This window comes from Nocardioides caricicola (assembly GCF_039541135.1).
Classification (GTDB): domain Bacteria; phylum Actinomycetota; class Actinomycetes; order Propionibacteriales; family Nocardioidaceae; genus Nocardioides; species Nocardioides caricicola.
Genome location: NZ_BAABFQ010000005.1, coordinates 121,543 through 137,532, shown reverse-complemented (window position 1 = coordinate 137,532; position 15,990 = coordinate 121,543). Strand labels below are relative to the sequence as shown.

Annotated in this window: 17 protein-coding genes and 1 tRNA gene; 16 read left to right on the top strand and 2 right to left on the bottom strand. The window is 71.5% G+C overall.

Annotated elements, in window-relative coordinates; all coding sequences use genetic code 11:
• The first annotated feature begins 33 nt into the window (after positions 1 to 33).
• A complete protein-coding gene (locus ABD875_RS09000) occupies positions 34 to 1,005 on the top strand; it encodes an Ig-like domain-containing protein (RefSeq protein WP_345173600.1) in 972 nt (323 codons plus the stop codon).
• 55 nt (positions 1,006 to 1,060) lie between these two features.
• Here ABD875_RS09000 and glgX read toward each other — a convergent pair whose 3' ends face one another.
• Positions 1,061 to 3,226 carry a glycogen debranching protein GlgX gene (gene glgX / locus ABD875_RS08995; protein WP_345173598.1) on the bottom strand — a complete coding sequence of 722 codons (2,166 nt, stop codon included), beginning with the start codon at positions 3,224 to 3,226 and terminating at the stop codon, positions 1,061 to 1,063.
• Between the two features lie 76 nt (positions 3,227 to 3,302).
• Here glgX and ABD875_RS08990 point away from each other — a divergent pair, with 76 nt between their 5' ends.
• From ABD875_RS08990 to ABD875_RS08960, 7 genes are all read left to right on the top strand, one after another.
• Positions 3,303 to 4,082 carry an enoyl-CoA hydratase/isomerase family protein gene (locus ABD875_RS08990; protein ID WP_345173595.1) on the top strand — a complete coding sequence of 260 codons (780 nt, stop codon included), beginning with the start codon at positions 3,303 to 3,305 and terminating at the stop codon, positions 4,080 to 4,082.
• A gap of 141 nt (positions 4,083 to 4,223) precedes the next feature.
• Positions 4,224 to 5,069, top strand: coding sequence for a hypothetical protein (locus ABD875_RS08985; protein ID WP_345173593.1), 846 nt, complete (start codon positions 4,224 to 4,226; stop codon positions 5,067 to 5,069).
• Between the two features lie 115 nt (positions 5,070 to 5,184).
• Positions 5,185 to 5,511 (top strand): hypothetical protein, encoded by a 327-nt coding sequence (locus ABD875_RS08980; RefSeq protein ID WP_345173590.1) that lies wholly within the window; start codon positions 5,185 to 5,187, stop codon positions 5,509 to 5,511.
• Between the two features lie 152 nt (positions 5,512 to 5,663).
• The gene (locus tag ABD875_RS08975) at positions 5,664 to 6,434 is read left to right on the top strand and encodes an electron transfer flavoprotein subunit beta/FixA family protein (protein WP_425576188.1); all 771 of its coding nucleotides are present in this window, start codon (positions 5,664 to 5,666) and stop codon (positions 6,432 to 6,434) included.
• Between the two features lie 11 nt (positions 6,435 to 6,445).
• Positions 6,446 to 7,399, top strand: a complete 954-nt coding sequence (locus tag ABD875_RS08970) for an electron transfer flavoprotein subunit alpha/FixB family protein (RefSeq protein ID WP_345173586.1) — start codon at positions 6,446 to 6,448, stop codon at positions 7,397 to 7,399.
• A gap of 41 nt (positions 7,400 to 7,440) precedes the next feature.
• Positions 7,441 to 8,262 (top strand): phosphotransferase family protein, encoded by an 822-nt coding sequence (locus tag ABD875_RS08965; RefSeq protein WP_345173584.1) that lies wholly within the window; start codon positions 7,441 to 7,443, stop codon positions 8,260 to 8,262.
• A gap of 57 nt (positions 8,263 to 8,319) precedes the next feature.
• Entirely contained in the window at positions 8,320 to 9,567 is a 1,248-nt protein-coding gene (locus ABD875_RS08960; protein ID WP_345173582.1) for a chloride channel protein, read from the top strand.
• 13 nt (positions 9,568 to 9,580) lie between these two features.
• On the opposite strand, the gene ABD875_RS08955 is transcribed toward ABD875_RS08960, so the two are convergent.
• On the bottom strand, positions 9,581 to 11,035 hold the full coding sequence (locus tag ABD875_RS08955; RefSeq protein ID WP_345173580.1) for a lysyl oxidase family protein: 1,455 nt from the start codon (positions 11,033 to 11,035) through the stop codon (positions 9,581 to 9,583).
• A gap of 95 nt (positions 11,036 to 11,130) precedes the next feature.
• On the opposite strand from ABD875_RS08955, the gene ABD875_RS08950 reads away from it, so the two are divergent.
• The 8 genes from ABD875_RS08950 (at position 11,131) to ABD875_RS08915 (ending at position 15,973) form a co-directional block, all read left to right on the top strand.
• A complete protein-coding gene (locus ABD875_RS08950) occupies positions 11,131 to 12,393 on the top strand; it encodes a glutamate-5-semialdehyde dehydrogenase (RefSeq protein WP_345173578.1) in 1,263 nt (420 codons plus the stop codon).
• Positions 12,394 to 12,409: 16 nt separating this feature from the next.
• Positions 12,410 to 12,550: a hypothetical protein gene (locus ABD875_RS08945; RefSeq protein WP_345173576.1), complete on the top strand. Its 141-nt coding sequence runs from the start codon at positions 12,410 to 12,412 to the stop codon at positions 12,548 to 12,550.
• Positions 12,547 to 13,185: a nicotinate-nucleotide adenylyltransferase gene (gene nadD / locus ABD875_RS08940; protein WP_379188271.1), complete on the top strand. Its 639-nt coding sequence runs from the start codon at positions 12,547 to 12,549 to the stop codon at positions 13,183 to 13,185. The genes ABD875_RS08945 and nadD overlap by 4 nt, the downstream gene beginning before the upstream one ends.
• Positions 13,182 to 13,559, top strand: coding sequence for a ribosome silencing factor (rsfS, locus tag ABD875_RS08935; RefSeq protein ID WP_345173574.1), 378 nt, complete (start codon positions 13,182 to 13,184; stop codon positions 13,557 to 13,559). Before nadD ends, rsfS begins: the two co-directional genes overlap by 4 nt.
• Positions 13,549 to 14,166 (top strand): histidine phosphatase family protein, encoded by a 618-nt coding sequence (locus ABD875_RS08930; RefSeq protein WP_345173572.1) that lies wholly within the window; start codon positions 13,549 to 13,551, stop codon positions 14,164 to 14,166. The genes rsfS and ABD875_RS08930 overlap by 11 nt, the downstream gene beginning before the upstream one ends.
• A gap of 75 nt (positions 14,167 to 14,241) precedes the next feature.
• Positions 14,242 to 14,314 (top strand) — tRNA-Ala (locus ABD875_RS08925).
• 128 nt (positions 14,315 to 14,442) lie between these two features.
• Positions 14,443 to 15,492 carry an NAD(P)-dependent alcohol dehydrogenase gene (locus ABD875_RS08920; RefSeq protein WP_345173570.1) on the top strand — a complete coding sequence of 350 codons (1,050 nt, stop codon included), beginning with the start codon at positions 14,443 to 14,445 and terminating at the stop codon, positions 15,490 to 15,492.
• A 52-nt stretch (positions 15,493 to 15,544) separates the two neighbouring features.
• Positions 15,545 to 15,973, top strand: coding sequence for a Fur family transcriptional regulator (locus tag ABD875_RS08915; RefSeq protein WP_345173567.1), 429 nt, complete (start codon positions 15,545 to 15,547; stop codon positions 15,971 to 15,973).
• The last annotated feature ends 17 nt before the right edge of the window (positions 15,974 to 15,990 follow it).

Below are 15,990 nucleotides of genomic sequence, written 5' to 3'. Positions count from 1 at the left end.
CCATCCCGCCCCACCAGAAGAGGAAAGACAGTGATGAAGAAGCTCCTCCTGGCCCTGCTCGCGACCACCGTCGCGCTGCTCGGCCTGCTCGCCCCGTCCGCGCCCGCACACGCCGTGGGCGAGTGGCAGGACGGCAAGTCCGACGCGGACACCGTCGTCGACTGCATCACCGGGCTGCCGAGCACCGGCGTCAGCGCGAACGTCGGCTGGCTCTCGCCCGACGGCAAGGTGCCGTCGGTCGGCGAGAAGTTCTACCTGCGCGGCTACATCGGGCTGATCAGCCTGCCGTGCAGCGGCAAGGTCTCCGTCCTGCCGGAGATCCTGGTGCCCCGCGGCATCGAGTTCGTCGACGAGGACGTGCGGTGGGACCTCACCAAGTCCGGCGAGGACCAGGTCCTCGGCACCGGTGACCTCGCGTTCGACAACGGCGTCAACGGCGGCATCCTGATCGGCAACGCCGACTACTCGCCGTTCGTCCTGCGCCAGGGCGACATCCTGGAGTTCCAGTTCCCGGTCCGCGCGACCCGCGAGCTCAAGGGTCCGGCGACCCAGCAGCCGGAGTGCCAGGACCGGCGTGACGGCACGGCTCCGTGCCCGATCGAGCAAGCCGGCGACCACTTCCAGGTCGGCTTCACCGTCGGCGGTCACGGCGGCGACAAGTACTACGTGACCCCGTACGTCGGCCTGTTCGCCGCCAAGGCCGGGCAGGACGGCCAGGACGGCAAGGTCGCGTCGACCACGACGGCGAACTACGTCGTCAAGGCGGGCAAGCCGGCCCGGGCGACGGTCGTCGTCGACGCCGACCGCACCCCGCTCGGCAAGGTCGTCGTCCTCGACAAGGGCAAGGTCATCGCCTCCGCCCACCTCGAGGAGGACGACCGGGGCCGGATCTCGATCGCGCTCGGCAGGCTCGCAGCGGGGCCGCACAAGCTGGTCGCGAAGTACCAGGGATCCGGCACCGTCCAGGCTTCCGCGTCGAAGCCGAAGACGGTCCGGGTGGGCTGAGGGACGCCGGGTCGGCGCGGGTCACCCCGGATGCGGGTGACCCGTGCCGACCCGGTCAGTTCTCGCGGATCACGAGCATGGTGCGGGGGCCGAGCGTGAGCCGGTCACCGGCCGCGACGGGGGTCCCGGTGGGCAGGTCGTCCTCGGTCGACAGCACGATCTCGCCGGACTGCACCCAGTCGTTCTCGGGGAGCGCGATCCGCAGCGGCTCGGGGCCGGAGTTGAACCAGAGCACGAACGAGCTGTCCACCAGCTGCTCGCCACGGGGGCCGGGGGAGCGCAGCGGGGCACCGGAGACGAACATCCCGACCGCGCGCAGGTTGGCGTCGTACCAGTCGTCGTCCGCCATCTCCCGCCCGGACGGGTGCAGCCAGGCCAGGTCCTTCGGGCCGCCACGGATGGTGGGCCGACCCTCGAACCAGTGCCGCTGGCGCAGTGCCGGATGCTCGCGGCGCAGCCGCAGCGCCGCCTTGGTGACCTCGTAGACGTCGAGCCACGCGTCGTCGGGGCGCCAGTCGATCCATGACGTCTCGTTGTCCTGGGCGTAGGCGTTGTTGTTGCCGCCCTGGGTGCGGCCGCGCTCGTCGCCGGCGGTGATCATGGGGACGCCGTTGGACAGGCAGAGCGTGGCCATCATGTTCGCCGCCTGCCGGCGGCGTACGGCCACGATCTCCTTGTCGTCGATCTCGCCCTCGACACCGTGGTTCCACGACCGGTTGTTGTCGGTGCCGTCGCGGTTGTCCTCGCCGTTGGCCTCGTTGCGCTTGTGCTCGTAGGTGACCAGGTCGCGCACGGTGAACCCGTCGTGCGCGGTGACGAAGTTGATCGAGGCGTACGGCGAGCGCCCGTCGTCGAGGTAGAGGTCGGACGAGCCCGCCAGCCGGGTCGCGACCGTGCGGATCCCGGCGGAGTGGTTGCGCCAGAAGTCGCGGATCTCGTCGCGGTACTGGTCGTTCCACTCCACCCACGGCGGCGGGAACTCGCCGACGCGGTAGCCGTCCATCGACGCGTCCCAGGGCTCCGCGATGAGCTTCACGTGCCGCAGCACCGGGTCCTGGCCGATCGCGATCAGCAGGGGACAGGCCATGTCGACGCTGTGCTGCACGCGGGTGAGCGCGGACATCAGGTCGAAGCGGAACCCGTCGACGTGCATCTCGGTGACCCAGTACCGCAGCGAGTCGAGGATCAGCCGCAGCACGAACGGGTCGGACGCGTCGACGGTGTTGCCGCACCCGGTGACGTCCCAGTAGGTGTCGTCGAAGTCCGTCGCGGGGTCGCCGTCGCTGACCCGGCAGTAGAAGCCGCGGTCGTCGAGGCCGCGGAACGACAGCGTCGGCCCGAGCGGACCGGCCTCCGCGGTGTGGTTGAAGACGACGTCGAGGATCACCTCGATGCCGGCCTCGTGGAACGCCTTCACCATCGCCTTGAACTCCGTGACCTGCTGGCCCCGGTCGCCGGCGGCGGCGTAGGCGTTGTGCGGTGCGAAGAACCCGATCGAGTTGTAGCCCCAGTAGTTCACCAGCCCGCGCTCGACCAGCGCCGGCTCGCTGGTGAACTGGTGGATCGGCAACAGCTCGACGGCCGTGATCCCGAGGTCCTTGAGGTAGTCGACGACCGCAGGCGTGCCGAGGCCGGCGTACGTCCCGCGCAGCTCCTCGGGCACGCGGTCGTGCAGCGCCGTCATGCCCTTGACGTGCACCTCGTAGATCGTGCTGTCGCGCCAGCGGTGCCGCAGCGGGGCGTCGTCGCCCCAGTCGAAGCCGTCGTCGCCGACGACCACGCTGCGCGGGACGTACGGCGCGGAGTCGTCGGTGTTCATGTGGGCGGGGTCGTCGAACCGGTAGCCGAAGATCGCGGGGTCGACGGTCACCTCGCCGCTCACCGCCTTCGCGAACGGGTCGAGCAGCAGCTTGTTCACGTTGAAGCGGAAGCCCTGCTCGGGGTCCCAGGGGCCGGCGACCCGGTAGCCGTAGCGGGTGCCCGGCACCACGTCGGGGATCGCGCCGTGCCAGATGCCGAGGGTCTGCTCGGTGAGGCGGTGCTGCCGCTCACCGCCCTCGTCGTCGAACAGGCAGACCCAGGCGGCGGTCGCCCGTGGGGCGTGCACGGCGAAGTTCGTCGCCTCGGCGGACCACGTCGACCCGAGGGGCCAGTTCCGCCCGGGCCACACGGAGGCTCGCTCGCCGCGGTTGCGCCACAGTCCTGGGGTCACCCGCGCCATTGTTCACGATCACGACACAATGCCGGTGACCGAGTTCGAGCGAGACACGAAGCGAAGACGAGAGGCAGGGCGTGACATGGGCGAGTTCGTACGACTGGAGGTTGCCGACGGGATCGGCACGATCCGGCTCGACCGGCCGAAGATGAACGCGCTCAACGTCCAGGTCCAGGAGGAGATCCGCGCGGCCGCGACCGAGGCCACCGAGCGCGACGACGTGAAGGCCGTCGTCGTGTACGGCGGCGAGCGGGTCTTCGCGGCGGGCGCGGACATCAAGGAGATGGCCGACATGTCGTACACCGACATGGTCAAGCGCTCGGGCGCGCTGCAGTCGTCCTTCGGCGCCGTGGCCCGGATCCCCAAGCCGGTCGTCGCCGCGGTCACGGGCTACGCGCTCGGCGGCGGGTGTGAGCTGGCGCTGTGCGCCGACATCCGGATCGCCGCCGACAACGCGGTGCTCGGCCAGCCCGAGATCCTGCTCGGCATCATCCCGGGCGCGGGCGGCACCCAGCGGCTGACCCGCCTGGTCGGCCCGAGCAAGGCCAAGGACCTGATCTTCACGGGCCGTTTCGTGCAGGCCGAGGAGGCCCTCGCCATCGGCCTGGTCGACAAGGTGGTCCCGGCGGAGTCGGTCTACGACGAGGCTCTCGCCTGGGCCCGGCAGTTCACCACAGCGGCGTCGTACGCGATCCGCGCGGCGAAGGAGAGCATCGACCGGGGCGTCGAGGTCGACCTGGAGACCGGCCTCGAGATCGAGCGGCAGCAGTTCGCGGCGCTGTTCGCGACCGAGGACCGGGCGATCGGCATGCAGTCGTTCATCGAGAGCGGCCCGGGGAAGGCCGCGTTCGTGGGCCGCTGAGACTTTCCGAATTTCTGTGCGCGAAATCATATATTTCGCACAACTTCGGCTTAAGGTGCTCCCACGGCCCCGGACGGGCCGCCCCCGAGTCGAGTGGCTCGGGGCCGTACGTGCCACCGTGGTGGCCCGAAGGGGAGTTTCATGATTCAGAAGTCGAGCACGCGTCGTCGGTTCGCCGCGCTGGCCTCGGGCGCCCTGGTCGCCGGTGGCCTGATGGTGGCTCCGCAGATCGGTCTGAGCGCGGCCAACGCCGCTCCGGTGGACCTGGACTACACCTGCAGCGTGAGCGGCGCCGGCCAGACGAAGGCACAGCCGACCACGGTCTCGCTCGAGCTGACCGTGCCCGAGGCGGTCGCCCCCGGTGCGGCGTTCCCCGTGAGCATCGCCGCGACCCTGGACATGGGTTCCGCGTCCTTCGGCCCGGTGACCGGCCTCACCGCCGACTTCGCGGTTCCGCTGACCGTCGGTGGCGTGACGTCGGTCGTGACGCTCGACCCCGCGAGCGCTCCGCTCAGCGACCTGGTGTTCACGACCACCGGCACGGGCAACGTGACCGCGCCCGCCGAGCTCGGGGCCCTCCCGATCACGGTCGGCGAGATCACCGACCTCGACCTGAAGACCGAGCCCGACTTCGGTGTCCCCGCCACGGCCACCTGCGTCCCCGCGGCCGCCCAGGACCAGACCGTCGGCACCGTCACGGTCTCCGACGAGGTCGAGCCCGTCGCCGTCCCGGTGACCGGCGCGGTCAAGATCACCGGCACCCCGAAGGTCGGCAAGACCCTGAAGGCCGTGCCCGGCAAGACCGACGGCGCGACCGTCAAGTACCAGTGGCTCGCCGGTGGCAAGGCGATCAAGGGCGCGACCAAGCCGTCGCTCAAGATGACCAAGGCGATGAAGGGCAAGAAGGTCTCCGTCAAGGTCACCTACAGCAAGGACGGCTTCCTGCCGGTCGTGCAGACCTCGAAGCCGGTGACCGTCAAGAAGTAGCGGCACCTCGTTCCACAGACCGGCCCCGGCGCCTTCCCGCCGGGGCCGGTCTGCTGTTCCCGCGCCGGCCCCGGGGTGAGGTTTGGAACCTCGGCCGCTGTGCCATCCTTCGTCCGTGGCAGACCGGAAGTCGACGAGGGCAGGCAGCACCATCCGGCTCCGAGTGAGCCAGGTCGTGTGGGCGGCCGCCGTCGTGTGCGCGTTGTTCCTCGCCGTCGGAGCCTTGCTCATCGCGCTCGACGCGAACCGCGACAACGCCCTGGTGAGCTTCGTCCTCGACGTCGCCGACACGGTCGACCTCGACGTGTTCTCCCGCGACAACGGGGTCTTCCACTTCACCGGAGAGGACGCCGAGACCAAGAACGCCCTGACGAACTGGGGGCTGGCCGCGGTCGGCTACCTCGTCGTGGGCCGGATCCTCGAGCGGGTCATCCGGCCCTGAGGGAACATCCCGACCCTGACAGCGTCGCTGTGACAAAGCCGACGCTCCAGCGAGTTTCTACGGCGCGTACGCGACGGTAGCCTCACGACCACACACCTAGTGCACAGGAGGGGCCGCTCCGGCCACACACCACTATGAACATTGTCGTCTGTGTGAAGTACGTTCCCGACGCCACTGCCGACCGGCAGTTCGAGTCGGACAACACCGTGGACCGTGTCGGCGTCGACGGGCTCCTGTCCGAGCTCGACGAGTACGCCGTCGAGCAGGCCCTCCAGATCAAGGAGAAGGCCGGCGACGACACCGAGGTCACCGCGGTCTGCATCGGCCCCGAGAAGGCCGTCGACGCCGTGCGCAAGGCGCTCCAGATGGGTGCCGACAAGGGCATCCACGTGGTCGACGACGCGATCGCCGGCTCGGACGCCGTCGCCACGTCGCTCGTCCTCGCCAAGGCCGTCGAGAAGGCCGGTCCGGCCGACCTCGTCGTCTGCGGCATGGCCTCGACCGACGCCGTCATGAGCGTCGTCCCGGCGATGCTCGCCGAGCGCCTGAACCTGCCGCAGGTCACTCTCGCCTCGGTCATCGAGACCCAGGGCGACCAGGTCCGCGTCAAGCGGGACGGCGACACCGCGACCGAGGTCATCGGCGCGACCATGCCGCTGGTGCTGTCGGTCACCGACCAGTCCGGCGAGGCGCGCTACCCGTCGTTCAAGGGCATCATGGCCGCCAAGAAGAAGCCGCTCGAGACCTGGTCGCTGAGCGACATCGGTGTCGACGCCGGCGACGTCGGCCTCTCGGTCGCGTGGACCGCGGTCGAGGAGACCACGCCCCGCCCGCCGCGCACCGCCGGCGAGATCGTCAAGGACGAGGACGGCTCGGGCGCCACGGCGCTGACCGAGTTCCTCGCCTCGAAGAAGTTCATCTGAGGAGCCGACTGATGTCTGAAGTTCTCGTTCTCATCGACCACGTCGACGGCGCCGTGCGCAAGCCGACGTACGAGCTCCTGACCATCGCCAAGCGGCTCGGTGAGCCGTCCGCGGTCTTCATCGGCAGCGGCGCCCAGGGCGCCGAGGTGGCCGAGAAGGTCAAGGCGTACGGCGCGGAGAAGGTCTACGTCGTCGACGACGCGCAGATCAAGGGCTACCTGGTGGCCCCGAAGGCCGAGGCGCTGCAGCAGCTCGCCGAGAAGGCCTCGCCCGCCGCGATCCTGATCCCCTCCACCGCGGAGGGCAAGGAGATCGCCGGGCGCCTCGCGATCAAGATCGGCTCGGGCCTCATCACCGACGCCGTCGACGTGCAGGAGGGCCCGGTGACCACGCAGAGCGTGTTCGCGGGCAACTACACCGTCCAGGCCAAGGTCACCCAGGGCACGCCGATCATCACGGTGAAGCCGAACTCCGCCGCTCCGGAGGAGTCCGCGGGCGCCGGCACCGTCGAGGAGTTCGCGGCGACCGTCTCCGACGCCGCCAAGGGCGCCCAGATCGTGGCCTCCCAGCCGCGCAAGGCGACCGGTCGCCCCGAGCTCACCGAGGCGGCCGCGGTCGTCGCCGGTGGTCGTGGCACCGCCGGCAACTTCGAGCCGATCGAGGGCCTCGCCGACGCGCTCGGCGCGGCGGTCGGCGCCTCGCGTGCCGCCGTCGACTCCGGCTGGATCCCGCACACCTTCCAGATCGGTCAGACCGGCAAGACCGTGTCGCCGCAGCTGTACGTCGCCGCCGGCATCTCCGGCGCGATCCAGCACCGCGCCGGCATGCAGACCTCGAAGACCATCGTGGCCGTCAACAAGGACGAGGAAGCCCCGATCTTCGAGCTGGTCGACTTCGGTGTGGTCGGAGACCTGAACTCGGTCCTCCCGGCTGCGGCCGAGGAGATCACCAAGCGCAAGGGCTGATCCTGGACCTCGGGAACGGGTCGTCCGCCTCTCACGGGTCAATGGACCCGCCTGAGGCGGACGACCCGTTCGCTTCTCTCCAGCCGCTCGAGGGTGGCTGGTCCGGGGAGACGTTCGTCGCAGAGGCCGGCGGAGACCGCACCGTGGTGCGGATCTTCGCCGGCCTCCGCCATTCCCCGCAGGCCGCGGAGATCCAGGCGGCGCTGCTGCGGCTGGTCCGCGGACTGCTGCCCGTGCCGGAGGTGCTCGAGGTCCGACCGGGGCTGCTCGTGACGTCCTTCCTGCCCGGGGTGCGCGGCGACCTGCTGCTGCCGACCCTCGACGACGCCGGGCTGCGGCGGGTGGGGGAGTCGTTCGGCCGCGTGGCCGGCGTCCTCGGCGGCATGCCGTTGCTCACCCGCGGCGTCTTCGCCGACGGGGAGCTGCGCATCGAGCGGTACGACGTCGAGCTGCCCGACTCGCTCGGCGCGCTCGCCGCTCGCGCGCACACCGTGCTCGACCAGGAGCGGCGTACCTGCCTGGTGCACAGCGACCTCAACCCGAAGAACCTGCTCGTCGACCCGGACTCGCTGGAGGTCACCGGCGTCCTGGACTGGGAGTTCGCGCACGCGGGCCACCCGTTCACCGACCTCGGCAACCTGCTGCGCTTCGACCGCGCGCCGGCGTACGTCGGCGGCGTGCTCGCGGCGTACGGCGCCCTGCGCGGGACCCGGCCCGAGCACGCGCTCGACCTCGCCCGGGCCGCCGACCTCCACGCACTCGTCGAGCTCGCGTCCCGCGCCGGTGAGAACCCGGTCGCCGACCGCGCCGCCGCCCGCGTCGAGGCGATCGTCGCCGCGCAGGACTGGCACGCCACCGAGTGACACTCTCGGCCGAATCGGGCGACCCGCGGGGCGGCGGTTGCCCCTTAGCCTGAGGCCGTGGCGAGAACCCTGTGGCTGGCGCTGGTGCTCGGCGGCGCGGTGGGCGCGGTCGCGGGGCTGTACCTCGAGGCCGTCCGCCTGACGACCGAGCTGCTGTGGGACGGGACCGACCCGCGGCTGCTGCCGGGCGACCGGGCCTGGCAGGTGATCGTGCTGTGCGGACTCGGCGGACTCGCGGTCGGGGCGCTGCGCGCCCGGCACGACCGGGACACCCCGCACGACCTCGAGGACGCGCTCGACGGGCTCGACGACGTCGTCGACGAGGACCACAAGCCGCCGGTGAAGGTCAGCTACCTGGCGCGGGCGGTGCTGCTCGGCGTGGTGTCGCTGGCGTTCGGCGCCTCGCTCGGGCCGGAGGCGCCGCTGATCGTGCTCGCGACCGGGCTCGGCGACCGGGTCGGACGGATCCTGCGGACCAGCCGCAGCGAGGCGGCGCTGATCTCGGCGTCCGGCGCGCTGTCCGGCCTGTTCGGCGGTCCGCTCGCCGCGATCGCGCTGCCGCTCGAGCGGGGGAGGGACAGCGACAAGAAGGTCCGGATGATCGGAGCGTCGTTCGTCGCTGGCGTCGCCGGCCTGGTGACGATGCTCGTGGTGCTGCCCGGGTCCGGCACCAAGTACGACCTCCCGGCCGTGGAGACCGACAGCGCGCGTGAGCTGCTCGGGGCCGTCGGCTGGTCGGCGCTGGCCGCCGTACCGGCTGCGGTCGCGGGCCTGCTGCTGCTCCTCGCGACCGAGCCCGCCCAGCGCTGGGCGGCCCGGCTCGCGCCGGCGACCGTGCCGCGGGCCGTGGTCGGCGGGCTGGTGCTCGGGTGCTGCGGGGCGCTCGACGGACTGACGCTGTTCTCCGGGGAGCACCAGGGCCAGGACCTCATCGACTCGGCGGGGGACACCGCCGCGACGGCGCTGCTCGCGCTGGTGGCACTCAAGCTCGTCGCGACGCTGGCCTGCCTGAGCACGGGGTGGTTCGGCGGCCAGATCTTCCCGTCGGTGTTCATGGGGATGACGGCCGCGATCGCGCTGACCGAGGTCTGGTCGGCCGTCCCGCTCGGGGCGGCGGTCGCCGCGGGCGGCGCGGCTGCGGCCAGTGCCGTGCTGCGCCGCCCGCTGGCGACTGTGCTGATCCTGCTGCTGTTCTTCCCGCTCGGCTCGGTGCTGCCGCTCGTCGTCGGCGCCGGCGTCGGAGCCCTCGCGGTGTCCCTGCTGGGCGACCGGGCGCCGGCGCCGCACGGCCTGGCGACACCGTGACCGTCGGCTGGGGTCAGCCGGTCCCGCCGTACCCCTCCTCCTCGATGATGCCGACCTGCGGCACGACGACCTTGCGGGCGCCCTCCTTGCCCTTCAGTCGGATCTCGCGGAGCTCGAGGTTGTTGGTCTTGTCGGACTCCACGAGCCGGTTCTCCGGGTTCGCGAGGACCGCGATGTAGTAGGTGCCGTTCGGCAGCCCGCGCAGGTCGAAGGACTGTCCGGCGCGGTACTGCGTGTAGGTGTCGCCCCACCCGGCGGCGAGCACCTCGCGGATGGACAGCGAGGAGTAGTCACCGCACGACGTCAAGAGGTCGGTGTTCTCCGGCTTCCACTCGGCGTCGGCGACCGTCAGGTCGACCGAGTCGGTGTTCGCGAGGCAGAACGCCTCCTTGCGCGAGCGCACCGCCTCGACCATGTCGGCGTTGAGCAGCGAGTACCGGGCGAAGTCCTCGAAGTGCCAGTGGGAGTGCGACGGCTTGGCGTCCCACTCCATCGAGCCGACCTCCTCGTAGCCGGTCTGGTTGCCGTCGGCGTCGAAGAAGTACTGGTACGCCGTCATCTCCTCGTCGGCGGTCCGGAAGCCGTCGACGACCACGGGGCTGTTGCCGGCGTTCCACACCGTGGCGGAGAAGCGCAGGAAGTTGCCGTTCTCGGCGACGTTGATGCCCCAGGCGGGCAGCGAGCGCAGGTCCGGCATCGGGCCGTCGGCGCGGGCGCCCTGCGGGCCGGTCGGCGCGTGTGCCGCCGGGCGGTACGCCGGGCTCCGGTGCTCGTGCGGCGGCTCCGGGCTGTCGTCGGTGACGGTCAGCGACAGCGTGCGGGTCGCCTGCTCCTCGGTGAGGCCGAACAGGTCGGCGTACAGCGGGGCGATCCGGGCGGTCACGGTGTACTCGCCCGCCGGGATGCGCAGCGGCCGCTCGGTGGTGAGGACGGGCGTCGCCCAGCCCTCCTGGACGCCCTGGACCGAGCCGACGCTGTAGGCGTTGTACCAGCAGCCGGTCGGGTACGGCGAGCGTGCCGGCGCCGACGGCTCGACCCGCTCGGAGTAGCCGTTGAGGCAGGCCTTGCGGGTGAACGTGAGCGTCTTGCCGCGCCCCGTGGGATCGACCTCGAGGCTCAGGAAGCCGTCGAGGCCGGAGAAGGTGTCCATCGCCCCGAGCGGCAGCGTCACGTCGCCGCCGGGCGCCTTCCAGACCGTCTGGATCTCCTGGTCGTACGACGGCCGGTTCGACCACAGCTCGAACGGGCCGTCCTCCGCGACGACCCGGAGGCCGAGGTCGGTCCAGGCCCTGTTCCGGTAGCCGTACGCGGTGACGTGGTCGGGAGCCCACAGCGAGATCGCCGGGGTCTCGGCCGCACGCGGCTGGTCTTCAGGGGCCGCGGTCGCGCCGGGCACGGCGGCGAGCACCGGGACCGTGAGCACGAGTGCGGCGGTGAGCCCGAGGGCTCGAGAGGAGCGGAGGAACAAGGCGGGTCCTTCCCCGACGGCAGCGCGGGCGCTGCGATGATTCCGACGAGCGTACGACGGTCCCCGGAGCCGTTTGGTTGCTTTAACCTCGCCCCATGAGCACGACTGACCCGGCGCACGACGTCATCGCCGTCGCCGAGCGCGCCCGCGCCGCGAGCCACGGCCTGGCGCTGGCCACGCGCGCCGAGAAGGACCGGGCGCTGCTGGCCATGGCCGACGCCCTCCTGTCCCGGGCCGACGAGGTCCTCGCCGGCAACGCCGAGGACGTCGAGCGGGCCGAGGCGGGCGGCACGCCGGCCAACATCATCGACCGGCTCCGGCTCACCCCCGACCGTCTCGACGCGATGGCGCAGGGCCTGCGCGACGTGGCCGGCCTCCCGGACCCCGTCGGGGAGGTCGTCCGGGGCGGGACGCTCGCCAACGGGCTCGAGCTGCGCCAGGTCCGCGTGCCGTTCGGGGTCGTCGGCATGATCTACGAGGCGCGCCCCAACGTCACCGCCGACGCCGCCGGCATCTGCCTGAAGTCCGGCAACGCCGTGCTCCTGCGCGGCAGCTCCAGCGCCCGCTCGAGCAACGCCGCGATCGTCGCGGTGCTGCGTGACGCGATCGCCGGGGCGGGCCTCGAGCCGGACGTCGTCCAGCTGGTGCCGGGCGACACCCACGACAGCGTGAAGGCGCTGATGCGCGCCCGCGGCCACGTCGACGTGCTGATCCCGCGCGGGGGAGCGGGGCTGATCCGCTCGGTCGTCGAGGAGTCGACCGTCCCGGTCATCGAGACCGGTGTCGGCAACTGCCACGTCTACGTCGACCGCGCCGCGGACCTCGACAAGGCGCTCGCGATCGTGCTGAACGCCAAGACCCACCGCACGAGCGTCTGCAACGCCGCCGAGTCGCTGCTGGTGCACGCCGACGTCGCCGGGGCGTTCCTGCCCCGCGTGGTCTCGGCGCTGCAGGACGCCGGCGTCACGATCCACGGCGACGCGGCGTTCGAGGCGTACGACGGGGTGGTGCCCGCCACCGAGGACGACTATGAGCAGGAGTACCTCTCGCTCGACATCTCCGCGGCCGTCGTACCCGACCTCGACGCGGCGATCCGGCACATCCGTCGCTACTCCAGCCAGCACACCGAGGCGATCGTCACCGAGGACGTCGCCGCGGCCCGGCGGTTCACGGCCGCGGTCGACTCGGCGGCGGTGCTGGTCAACGCGTCGACGCGGTTCACCGACGGCGGCGAGTTCGGCTTCGGCGCCGAGATCGGCATCAGCACCCAGAAGCTCCACGCCCGCGGCCCGATGGGGCTCCCGGAGATGACCTCGACCAAGTACGTCGTGACCGGCGACGGTCACGTCCGTCCGTGACGCTAGGATTCGGGGCATGAACGCGCTCCTGACCGTGCTGCACACCGAGAACCCCAACGTGCCGAACCACTGGCTGGTCGGCGGGGTGACCCTGGTGATCCTCATGGCGCTGATCCTCGGGCTGATGTTCTTCGGCGCGGGACGCGAGCACAGCTGAGCAGCGACACGCCTCTGCGCCCCCTGCCCCGGCGGGTCGGGGTCATGGGTGGCACGTTCGACCCGATCCACCACGGCCACCTCGTGGCCGCGTCGGAGGTGCAGGCGTGGTTCGACCTCGACGAGGTCGTGTTCGTCCCCACCGGTGCCCCCTGGCAGAAGGCGGACCGGACGGTGACGCCCGCCGAGGACCGCTACCTGATGACGGTGATCGCGACCGCGTCCAACCCGCGGTTCACCGTCTCCCGCGTCGACATCGACCGGCCGGGCACGACGTACACGATCGACACGCTGCGCGACCTGAAGGCCGAGATGCCGGACGCGGAGCTCTACTTCATCACCGGCGCCGACGCGCTGGCCGACATCTTCACCTGGCGCGACGCGGAGGGCCTCTTCGAGCTCGCCCGGTTCGTCGGCTGCACCCGGCCCGGCTACACCATGGACGAGTCGACGATTGCGTCGATCCCCGCCGACCGCGTCACCATGGTGGAGATCCCCGCCCTGGCGATCTCCTCCACCGACTGCCGCGAGCGCACGCGGCGCGGCGAGCCGGTCTGGTACCTCGTGCCGGACGGCGTCGTCCAGTACATCGCCAAGCACGACCTGTATCCCAAGGAACCCCAGGACTCTGCATGACTGCCACCGACCACGCCATCGAGCTCGTCGAGGCCGCGGCCCGCGCCGCTTCCGAGAAGCTCGCCCAGAAGATCATCGCGTTCGACGTCAGCGACCAGCTCGCGATCACCGACGCGTTCGTGCTGGCCTCGGCCACCAACGACCGCCAGGTGAAGGCGATCGTCGACGAGGTCGAGGACAAGCTCCGCGAGATCGGCGCCAAGCCGATCCGCCGCGAGGGCGAGCGCGACGGACGGTGGGTGCTCATCGACTACGGCGAGATCGTCGTCCACGTGCAGCACGAGGAGGAGCGCGAGTTCTACGCGCTCGAGCGGCTGTGGCGCGACTGCCCGCTGATCGACCTCCCGGCCGACGTCGTCTCGCATGAGCGCTGAGGCGCGCCGGCTCATCCTGCTCCGGCACGGCCGCACGCCCTGGAACGCCGAGGGGCGGATCCAGGGCCAGCTCGACGTCGAGCTCGACGACACCGGCCACGCCCAGGCGGCCGCCACGGCGCCCGCACTGGCCGCGCTCGGACCGGCGCTGCTGTGGTCGTCCGACAGCGCCCGCGCGCGGCAGACGGCGTCGTACGTCGCCAAGGAGAGCGGGCTCGAGCCGACGTACGACGCGCGGCTGCGCGAGTACTACCTCGCCGACTGGCAGGGACGCACCCACGCCGACGTGCGCGAGGGCGAGGCCGCGCTGTTCGACCGGTTCCGCGCGGGTGACTTCGACGCCGTCCCCGGCGGTGAGACGACCGCCGAGGTGTCGGCCCGCATGGTCGCGGCCCTGACCGAGCTGCTCGCCTCGACCGGTCCGGGGGAGCTGGCGATCGCCGTGTCCCACGGTGCCGCGATCCGCGACGCGGTGCCGGTGCTGCTCGGGCTCCCGGCGGCCGAGCGCGCCGCGCTGCACGGCCTCGACAACTGCGGCTGGGTCGAGCTCGACCAGGCCGAGCCGGGCGGGGCCCTGCGGCTGCGCGCCTACAACCGGGTCGTCTGACACCCCCGATTTCGCATCGGCGGATCGGGTTGGCTAGTATTCCGCGAGTTGTCACCCGCTCGTCGGGGAAGCAATGGGGCTGTGGCGCAGCTGGTAGCGCACCTGCATGGCATGCAGGGGGTCAGGGGTTCGAGTCCCCTCAGCTCCACCGGATCGAGAAGGCCGCCTGCGGGCGGCCTTCCGGCATTTCCGGGTCCGTCGGCCTTCCGGCATTGTCGGGGTGTCGGCCTTCCGGCAGTGTCGAGGAGATGGTCGGTCGGCGCCTAGGGTGCAGCCGTGACTCTCGCTGCTGCCTACACCGCCGTGTCCGCCACCGCCCCGCTCGAGCCCGGCACCGTCCAGCGTCGCGAGGTCGGCGCGCGCGACGTGCTGATCGAGATCGCCTGGGCAGGCATCTGCCACTCGGACATCCACACGGTGCGCGGCGACTGGGGCGACATCGCCTACCCGCAGACCGTCGGCCACGAGATCGTCGGCACCGTGGCACGGGTGGGCGCCGAGGTCACCACGCACGCGGTGGGCGAACTGGTCGGGGTGGGCTGCATGGTCGACTCCTGCCGCGAGTGCGACGCGTGCGTCGCGGGGCAGGAGCAGTACTGCGCGCGCGGGTTCACCGACACCTACGCCGCCACCGACCGGGACGGCTCGATCACCCAGGGTGGCTACTCCAGCCACATCGTCGTCGACGAGCACTTCGTGCTGCGGATCCCCGAGGGCATCGCGGTCGAGAAGGCCGCGCCGCTGCTCTGCGCCGGGATCACGACGTACTCCCCGCTGCGGCACTGGAACGCCGGCCCGGGCAGCCGGGTCGCGGTGGTCGGGCTCGGCGGCCTCGGCCACATGGCGGTGAAGATCGCGCACGCGATGGGCGCTGAGGTCACCGTGCTGTCGCGGACGCTCGCCAAGGCCGACGACGCACGGGCACTCGGCGCCGACCACGTGCACGCGACCGGCGAGCGCGAGACGATGAAGCGCCTGCGCGGCTCGTTTGACCTGATCATCAACACCGTGAGCGCCCCGGTCGACCTCGACGCCTACCTCAAGCTGCTCGCCCTCGACGGCACCATGGTGTGCGTCGGGGCCCCGCCGGAGCGGCTGCCGGTCCAGGTGTTCACGCTGTTCCAGAACCGGCGCTCGCTCGCCGGTTCCACGATCGGTGGCATCGCCGAGACCCAGGAGATGCTGGAGTTCTGCGCCCAGCACCGCATCGCGCCGGACGTCGAGATCGTCGCCGCGGACCAGGTCAACGAGGCCTGGGAGCGAGTGCTGGCCGCCGACGTGCGCTACCGGTTCGTCATCGACATCTCCACGCTGCCGACGCCGTGATGTCACCGCGTGTTTTCTTGACTCGTTCAAGAAAGCGCGCAAGACTGCGCGGGTGACCACGGCACCCGAGCACCAGCTGCGAGAGGCCGGCCTGCGGGTCACGCGGCCTCGGCTCGCGGTGCTCGCGGCGGTGCACGCGCACCCCCACGCCGACACCGAGGCGATCCTCGGCGCGGTGCGCGCGGACCTGCCCGACGTGTCCCACCAGGCCGTCTACGACTCGCTGCACACACTGACCGGCCACGGTCTCGTACGCCGGATCAAGCCGGCCGGCTCGGTCGCCCGCTACGAGTCCCGCACCGGCGACAACCACCACCACCTGGTGTGTCGTTCGTGCGGTCTGATCGCCGACGTCGACTGCGCGGTGGGGCACACGCCCTGCCTGACCGCGTCCGACGACCACGGCTTCGTGATCGACGAGGCCGAGGTCGTCTACTGGGGCCTGTGCCCCACCTGCTCCACCCGCACGCAACCCGAGTGACCGAGTGAAACCCGTGG

What these genes read in the sequence shown, in the direction of transcription:
- ABD875_RS08970 (WP_345173586.1), top strand. Translation starts at nt 6,446, where the DNA reads ATGTCTGAAGTTCTCGTTCTCATCGACCACGTCGACGGCGCCGTGCGC.
- ABD875_RS08945 (WP_345173576.1), top strand. Translation starts at nt 12,410, where the DNA reads ATGAACGCGCTCCTGACCGTGCTGCACACCGAGAACCCCAACGTGCCG.
- rsfS (WP_345173574.1), top strand. Translation starts at nt 13,182, where the DNA reads ATGACTGCCACCGACCACGCCATCGAGCTCGTCGAGGCCGCGGCCCGC.
- ABD875_RS08950 (WP_345173578.1), top strand. Translation starts at nt 11,131, where the DNA reads ATGAGCACGACTGACCCGGCGCACGACGTCATCGCCGTCGCCGAGCGC.
- ABD875_RS08965 (WP_345173584.1), top strand. Translation starts at nt 7,441, where the DNA reads ATGGACCCGCCTGAGGCGGACGACCCGTTCGCTTCTCTCCAGCCGCTC.
- ABD875_RS08930 (WP_345173572.1), top strand. Translation starts at nt 13,549, where the DNA reads ATGAGCGCTGAGGCGCGCCGGCTCATCCTGCTCCGGCACGGCCGCACG.
- ABD875_RS08985 (WP_345173593.1), top strand. Translation starts at nt 4,224, where the DNA reads ATGATTCAGAAGTCGAGCACGCGTCGTCGGTTCGCCGCGCTGGCCTCG.
- ABD875_RS09000 (WP_345173600.1), top strand. Translation starts at nt 34, where the DNA reads ATGAAGAAGCTCCTCCTGGCCCTGCTCGCGACCACCGTCGCGCTGCTC.
- ABD875_RS08990 (WP_345173595.1), top strand. Translation starts at nt 3,303, where the DNA reads ATGGGCGAGTTCGTACGACTGGAGGTTGCCGACGGGATCGGCACGATC.
- glgX (WP_345173598.1), bottom strand. Translation starts at nt 3,226, where the DNA reads ATGGCGCGGGTGACCCCAGGACTGTGGCGCAACCGCGGCGAGCGAGCC.